General features: G+C 64.3%; 1 protein-coding gene. It reads left to right on the top strand.

What is annotated here, in order from left to right; translation table 11 throughout:
* Nucleotides 1–1,440, top strand: a 1,440-nt coding sequence (locus tag ACFQ2S_RS24760; RefSeq protein ID WP_386079423.1) for an IS1182 family transposase, incomplete at its 5' end; no start/stop codon positions are given.
* Nucleotides 1,441–1,489 lie beyond the last annotated feature (49 nt).

Raw genomic sequence — 1,489 nt, 5'->3', positions numbered from 1 at the left:
ATGGCAGGTTTCATCGAGGGTATCGACCGGAGTCAGACGGTGCTCTTTCCGGACCGATTGGAGGACTGGATTGGCGAGGATCACCTTGTTCGAGTGGTTGATCTCTTCGTCGATGAACTGGACCTGCCGGGTCTTGGTTTCGAGCGTGCGGCCCCGGCGCGAACAGGTCGTCCGGGTTATCACCCCTCGGTCCTGCTCAAGCTGTTCATCTATGGCTATCTGAACCGGGTCCCGTCGAGCAGACGGCTGGAACGCGAAGCGGGTCGGAATGTCGAGGTGATGTGGCTGACCGGTCGGCTTGCACCCGACCACAAGACGATCGCGGACTTCCGACGCGACAATGGCCCCGCGATCCGCCGGACCTGCGCCCAGTTCGTCGAGCTCTGTCGCCGGATCGGGGTGATGAAGGGCGACTGCGTCGCCGTCGACGGCAGCAAGTTCAAGGCCGTGAACAATCGCGACCGCAACTTCACCAAGCGCAAGATCGCCAGCCGCCTCGCCCATCTCGAGGCAGACGTGGAGCGGTACATCCAGGAGATGATCCGGATCGACCGCCAGGAGGAAGGCGAGGCTCGGGCGGAAAAGGTGTCCCGTCTCGGCCTTCGGTACGGACGCATCCGGCAGGAGATCGAGCGGCTGAAGGCGATGGACGAGGCATTGGCGGACGCGCCGGACGGCCAGATATCTTTGACCGATCCCGACGCCCGCGCCATGGCGACCAGCGCCCACCGAAGCGGCCTCGTCGGCTACAACGTCCAGAGCGCCGTCGACACCGGGAGCCACCTGATCGTGACACATGAGGTCACGAACAAGGGCTTTGACCGCGATCAACTGAGCCCGATGGCGACGGCGGCAAAGGAAGCGCTCGGCCGCGAGGATCTGCACGCCATCGCCGACAAGGGCTATTTCAGCAGCGCCGAGATCCTGGCCTGCCACGAGGCAGGCATCACCACGACCGTTTCCCGGCCCGAAACCTCAGGCAACCGCAGCAAGGGCATGTTCGTGAAGGCCGACTTCCACTACGAGCCTGACCGGGATGTCTATCGCTGCCCCGCCGGCAAGGAACTGACATACCGCTACACGCGGGAAGAAGGTGGCCTGAAGGTCGCGCGCTACTGGATCAACGACTGCCAGCATTGCTCTCTCCAGTCTCGATGCACCAGCGGCAAGGAACGCCGGATCACCCGATGGGAGCACGAGCACCTGGTCGACGACATGCAGGAACGCCTGCGCCGAGATCCCGACCCGATGACGCTCCGGCGGTGCACGGCCGAGCACCCCTTCGGGACCATCAAGGCCTGGATGGGCGCCACCCATTTCCTGACGCGGCGGCTGAAGAACGTCCGCACCGAGATGGCGCTGCACGTCCTCGCCTACAACATCAAGCGGGTGATCTCACTGATCGGCATCCGGCCGCTGATGGAAGCAATTCCGGGCTGATCCCGCCCGGCACCCGCGGCGGGTCGGTACGGTTCCTCCGAAATCATGG

The organism is Tropicimonas aquimaris (genome assembly GCF_042676185.1).
GTDB classification, from domain to species: domain Bacteria; phylum Pseudomonadota; class Alphaproteobacteria; order Rhodobacterales; family Rhodobacteraceae; genus Tropicimonas; species Tropicimonas aquimaris.
This window is presented reverse-complemented; position numbering and strand designations above follow the sequence as displayed.